At 72.6% G+C, this 5,072-nt stretch carries 7 protein-coding genes; all 7 read right to left on the minus strand.

Annotation, left to right across the window (positions count from 1 at the left end; genetic code table 11):
• Positions 1 to 134: 134 nt before the first annotated feature.
• Positions 135 to 608, minus strand: coding sequence for a hypothetical protein (locus ESO86_RS11290; protein ID WP_129235064.1), 474 nt, complete (start codon positions 606 to 608; stop codon positions 135 to 137).
• A gap of 159 nt (positions 609 to 767) precedes the next feature.
• Positions 768 to 1,115: a hypothetical protein gene (locus ESO86_RS19755; RefSeq protein ID WP_129235066.1), complete on the minus strand. Its 348-nt coding sequence runs from the start codon at positions 1,113 to 1,115 to the stop codon at positions 768 to 770.
• Positions 1,115 to 1,957, minus strand: coding sequence for a DODA-type extradiol aromatic ring-opening family dioxygenase (locus tag ESO86_RS11300; protein WP_129235068.1), 843 nt, complete (start codon positions 1,955 to 1,957; stop codon positions 1,115 to 1,117). The genes ESO86_RS19755 and ESO86_RS11300 overlap by 1 nt, the downstream gene beginning before the upstream one ends.
• Positions 1,958 to 1,989: 32 nt before the next feature.
• Positions 1,990 to 2,853 carry an amidohydrolase family protein gene (locus tag ESO86_RS11305; protein WP_129235070.1) on the minus strand — a complete coding sequence of 288 codons (864 nt, stop codon included), beginning with the start codon at positions 2,851 to 2,853 and terminating at the stop codon, positions 1,990 to 1,992.
• Complete coding sequence (locus ESO86_RS11310) at positions 2,850 to 4,070, minus strand: CaiB/BaiF CoA transferase family protein (protein WP_129235071.1); 1,221 nt, start codon at positions 4,068 to 4,070, stop codon at positions 2,850 to 2,852. Before ESO86_RS11310 ends, ESO86_RS11305 begins: the two co-directional genes overlap by 4 nt.
• Entirely contained in the window at positions 4,067 to 4,663 is a 597-nt protein-coding gene (locus tag ESO86_RS11315; protein WP_129235074.1) for an OsmC family protein, read from the minus strand. Before ESO86_RS11315 ends, ESO86_RS11310 begins: the two co-directional genes overlap by 4 nt.
• A partial coding sequence (locus ESO86_RS11320; protein ID WP_165307687.1) for a zinc-binding dehydrogenase occupies positions 4,653 to 5,072 on the minus strand: 420 nt, incomplete at its 5' end. The genes ESO86_RS11320 and ESO86_RS11315, both read right to left, overlap by 11 nt.

The raw sequence follows: 5,072 nt of genomic DNA on the forward strand, positions 1-5,072 counted from the left end.
CGCCGACGGGTTCGCCGCGGCATCCGCCCCGCTCTGGATGCGCGACACGGACACCTCGGCCGCGCTCGCGGGTGCGGCGCTCGACCTGGCCGTGGAGGCCGCGGCCGGCGCCGCACCCGAGCGTCGCGACTGACTCAGCCGCCGTTCCGCGGCAGCGGGATCACCGGGCACTCGAAGTACCGGAGCACCCCGCCCACGGCGAGGTCGCCCGCGTCGGCCGCCGCCCACAGCTCCTCGTCGGAGTCGAGCACGCCGTCGCCGTCGAGGTCGCCGGAGGCGAGCGCCGCCGGATAGCCGTTCGGCAGCAGCACCTCGGTGACGACCCAGCGTCCGCCGCGGTACCCCGGGTCGCCCGGCGCGGCCGTCGCGACGTTGGTCTGCGTCCCCTCCGGGAAGGCGTAGATCGGCTGGAAGGATCCGGCGGGCGCGCCGGTTCCCGAGAAGTCGGTCGGCGTGCCGACCGTGCGGTACTGGGTGCCGTCGACCCAGAACGACGCCCCGCCCACGCCCGCGGCGTTCGCGGCCGGGGCCGCGGCCAGGACCCCTCCGACGGTGAGGGCGGCAGCGGCCGCCGCACCGAGCAGCTGGCGGATCCGAGTGGTGTGCATGAGGTTCCCCTTCCGTTCGACCGCCGGTTCCGACGGCCTTCCAGCAGTCAATGCCCGACCGGTCGCGGCGGCGACGGGGAAGCGGTGACGGTGCGCTTACCGTCCGCTTACGCGGGGATTACGGCGATCGCCGGGGCCGCCCGTGCCCGATCGGCGGGTTCAGGGGATGTAGTCGACGAGCCCCTGCGGTGCGACGGCGGCACGGTAGCGCTCGACGAGCTCGCGCCATCCGAAGCCCTCGGTGTACTCGTGCTCGTAGACGGCCTCGGTGAAGTGCCACAGGAGGTACGGGTGCGCGCCGAGCGAGTACAGCGCGCCGAAGTCGCGCGCGGCGAACGCGGCGCGCTCGGCCTCGGTGAGCACACGGTCGTCGGTCGGCCCGGCGGGCGTCCCGCCGCCCGCGAGCCAGCGTTCGACGAACGCGGGCGGATCGGCGACGTACTCGGCGACGGTCGCGTCGCCGAGCTCGACCGCCCGGATGAACTTGTCGACCATGTACCTGCTCATCAGCGGGTGCTCCAGAGGAAGAAGGGGCTCGTGGAGAAGCGCGACTCGGGCACGTCGACGACATCGGCGGCGCGGCCGCCCATCGCCGCGAGCGCCGCGACCGCGTTCAGGAACTGCGAGGTCATGCTGCCGGCCGCCGTCAGGCGGTCGACCTCGCTGCACACTCGGATCGCGCCGTCGAGGTCGCCGTCGCGCATCCATCCGGCGGCGAGCGCGTCGAACTCGGGGTCCGGTGACCCGGCGAACGTGCGCGGGCCGCCCACGTCGTTCGCCATGTGTCCGGACGTGAGGATCCCGACCCGCGCATCCGAGTCCCACTCCTCGATCGCTCGTCGCAGGTGCTCCCCCAACGCGACGAACCGGCGCACCGACGGCACGGGCGGCATCGACGCGTTCGCATGGATGGGCACGACAGGGATGTCGAGTTCCGGCCGCACGTACTGCAGCGGGATGACGAACGCGTGGTCGAGGCGCCACTCCAGGCTCACCGAGAAGTCGATCGCGTCGGGCTGCACGCTGCGCCCCGCGATCCGATCCGCGAGCTCGCGGTGGCCGGTCAGCTCGGCGTACTCCATGCCGAACGTGCGCACCTCGTTCTCCCACGTGCCGTGGTAGGCGTCGGCCTTCCCGATGGCGAAGGCGGGGGAGTTGTCGTAGAAGAACTGCCGGAGATGGTCGGTGCCGATGACGACGAGCACGTCGATCTCGTGCGAGACGACCGCCTCGCGGATGCGGGCGAAGTTCGCCGCGATCGGCTGCAGGTCGTCGGGCACGGGATCGGTCATGGCCCGCCAGAGGAGCGGGTTGTGCGGCGTGACCGCAGCGAGCACGAGCTCGGCCATCGGGTTCCTTTCCTCGGTCGCGGGGACGGGTCTCAGATCCCGAACAGCCCGCGGGCGTTGTCCAGCAGGATCTTCCGTCGCGACTCGTCCTTGAAGGGCAGCTCGGCGAACTCGTCCATCCAACGATCGGCGGTCATCACGGGCCAGTCCGAGCCGAAGAGGACGCGGTCGGTGATGAGCGAGTCGGCGTACCGCACGACCTCGGGCGGCAGGTACTTCGGCGCCCAACCGGACAGGTCGAGGTAGACGTTCGACTTGTGCCACACCATCGCGAGGTTCTCGAGGTGCCACGGCCAGGCCGGGTGCGCGCTGATGATCTTCAGCTCGGGGAACTCGGCGGCCACGTCGTCGATGTAGGGCACGGGCCTGGCGTTCTCGAGCCGGTAGCCGCCACCGCCCGGAGTGCCGGCGCCGGCGCCCGGGAAGCCCGAGTGGAACATGACGACGAGCCCGAGCTCGGCGCAGGCCTCCCAGATCGGGAAGAACCGCGCATCGTTCGCGAGGAACTTCTGCCGCGACGGGTTGAGCTCGCCGACGCCCTTGATGCCGTACTCGTCGTGCATGCGCCGGATCTCGGCGATCGCCGCCTCGCCCTTCCACGGGTCGATGCCCGCGAACGCGAGGAACACGTCGGGATGATCGGCCTGCGCGCGCCCGAGCAGGTCGTTGGGCGCTCCCTTGATGCCCGACGTGGTCTCGGAGTCCGAGTTCACGATGACGGCCATCATGCGCCGCTCGCGGTACTGATCGGCCTGCTCGGCGAACGAGACCACGGGCCGCTCACGCCCGAAGTGCTTCGCCATCTGCTGGTGGCGCTTGCCCATCGCGGCGAGGAACTCCTCGGTCTGCGGGTGGGTGTGCACGTCGATGGCGACGAGGTCGTCGGGGCTGGTCATGCGCGGGTCCCTTCCGGTGCGAGGTCGTGGGCGGGGGCGACGGATGTCGCGCCGCGGGCGAGCGAATCGGCGTCGCCCGCGCCGAGCATCGGCGCCGCCCGCAGCGCGGGCCGTCCGCTGACGTGGAACACGGTGCTCGGTGCGGGAACGCGCAGCGGCGCGCCATCCGGCCCCTCGATCTCCTCGACGAGGCCCATCGAGGCGATCTGCGGGTCGTCGAACAGGTCGGCGACGGTGTTCAGCGGCCCGTGCGGGATGTCGTGCGCGGCGAGCCGGTCGAGCCAGTGCTGCCGCGGCATCCGCTCGGTGATCGCCTTGAGCTCGGCGTCGAGCCCGTCGTAGTTGCGAACGCGGGCCTCGCGCGTCGCGAAGCGCGGGTCGTGCGCCAGGTCGGGTCGTTCGAGCACGTCGAGGAGGCCCGTCCAGAACTTCTCGGGCACCGACATGTGGATGACGAACGCCTTGCCGTCGGAGCCGACGCAGGCATACGCCTGGGCGCGTCGCGGCCGCGAGTCCGGCCCGGCGACCTGCCCCGTCTCGAGGTAGGTCGACGCGGCCTCGGTGAGGAAGTCGATGAGCGAGCCGACCATCGACACCTCGACGTGCTCGCCCCCGCCGCCCGGGCGCCGCCCGCGGGCGTGGAGCGCCGCGAGGATCGCCTGCGACGCGGAGAGACCCGAGAGCAGGTCGGAGAACGCCGGGCCGAGCGGGCGGAGCGTGTCGGCCGGCACGACCTGGCTGTACATCGCGCCGACGGCCGAGATGACCGTGTCGTACGCGGGCCGCGCGGCGTAGGGCCCGTCGGGGCCGAAGCCCGTGATCGAGCAGGTGATGATGCTGGGGTTCAGCTCGCGCAGCGCGTCGGGGCCGAATCCGAGCCGGTCGGCGACGCCGGGACGGAAGTTCTCGATGAGCACGTCCGCCTCGCCGGCGAGCTCGCGCAGTGCGGCGAGCCCCTCGTCGCTCTTCAGGTCGAGCGACGCCGCGCGCTTGCCGCGGTTGTACGCGGCGAACTGCGGGCTCATCGCGCCGCGACCCTCCCAGCGCCGCATTGGGTCGCCGTCCGGCGACTCGACCTTCACCACGTCGGCGCCGAGGTCGGCGAGGAGCTTGGCCGCGTAGGGCCCGGAGATGTACTGGCCGAGTTCGATGACGCGGATGCCCGCCAGCGGGCCCGCGCCGTTCACCCCGTCGCCGGTGTCGTGATCGCGATTCATCGGGCCTGCTCCTCTCGGTGCTCGTTCCTGAGGTCGTCGGGGCGGGTGTCGAGCACCGTCCAGCCGCGCTGGACGAGCACGAGGTGCAGCGGCACGGCCTTCGACACGAGCGACGACGTCGGACACCGCCGCGCCGCCTCGCGCAGCAGCGCAACGGCCTGCTCAGGCGGCGCGTCGTCGTCGATGCGGAGCTCGACCACGAACCAGAGCGGATGCGCCGGCGCGCCCTCGACGAGGTGCTCGCCCCGGAGGTCGAGGCACGTCCGCACCTCGGCCTCGAGCGAGCGCACCGCGACATCCGCCGCCGCCCAGGTCTTCGCCGCCCAGCCGAGCATGCAGAACGCGATCGAGCTGAGGAGGTACCGCATCGGACTCGGTGCGGAGTCGTGCCCGCCGCGCTCGGCGGACTCGTCGGATCGGAACGAGTAGTGCGTGCCGTACTGCTCGAACTCGGAGATCGACGCGACGTCGCCCTCGAGTCGCGCGGCGACCCAGGGGCGCATGCGGGCGGATGCCGCGTCGGCGCGGGTGCGCTCGGAGATGCGCTGCAGCGAGGCGCGCAGTCGCGGTCGGTCGATGAGGTCAGCGGACATCGAGGATCACCTTGCCGGGGGTCGTGGTCGGGAACTCGCGGTACGCGCGCCGGACGTCGTCGAGTGGGTACCGGGCCCCGATGCGCGGTCGGACGGCCCCGGCGCGCACGAGGTCGAGCGCGCGGCGCACCTGGTCGAGGTCGGCGCTCGCGACGCCGGCGAGGCGCTTGCGGGCGAGGTAGAACTCGCGCGCGTCGATCGAGAGACGCGTGTCGACGGATGCCGCGCAGAAGGCCGCGCGACCGCCCCACCCGAGCGCGGCGATCGCCTGGCCGAGGAGCGCGGCACTGCCGCTCACGTCGACGACCGCGTCGAAGCCGTCGGCGGGAGCCAGCGCTCCGGTCAGGTCGGCGTCGGGTCCGGTGACGAGCACCCGCACCCCGTCGGGCGCGTCGTCGAGCGGGTGCCG

Origin of the sequence: Agromyces binzhouensis, assembly GCF_004135055.1 — a bacterium.
GTDB lineage: Bacteria > Actinomycetota > Actinomycetes > Actinomycetales > Microbacteriaceae > Agromyces > Agromyces binzhouensis.

Bases quoted from the DNA above. Each gene is read 5' to 3' on its own strand.
- ESO86_RS11290 (WP_129235064.1), bottom strand. From the start codon at position 608: ATGCACACCACTCGGATCCGCCAGCTGCTCGGTGCGGCGGCCGCTGCC.
- ESO86_RS19755 (WP_129235066.1), bottom strand. From the start codon at position 1,115: ATGAGCAGGTACATGGTCGACAAGTTCATCCGGGCGGTCGAGCTCGGC.
- ESO86_RS11300 (WP_129235068.1), bottom strand. From the start codon at position 1,957: ATGGCCGAGCTCGTGCTCGCTGCGGTCACGCCGCACAACCCGCTCCTC.
- ESO86_RS11305 (WP_129235070.1), bottom strand. From the start codon at position 2,853: ATGACCAGCCCCGACGACCTCGTCGCCATCGACGTGCACACCCACCCG.
- ESO86_RS11310 (WP_129235071.1), bottom strand. From the start codon at position 4,070: ATGAATCGCGATCACGACACCGGCGACGGGGTGAACGGCGCGGGCCCG.
- ESO86_RS11315 (WP_129235074.1), bottom strand. From the start codon at position 4,663: ATGTCCGCTGACCTCATCGACCGACCGCGACTGCGCGCCTCGCTGCAG.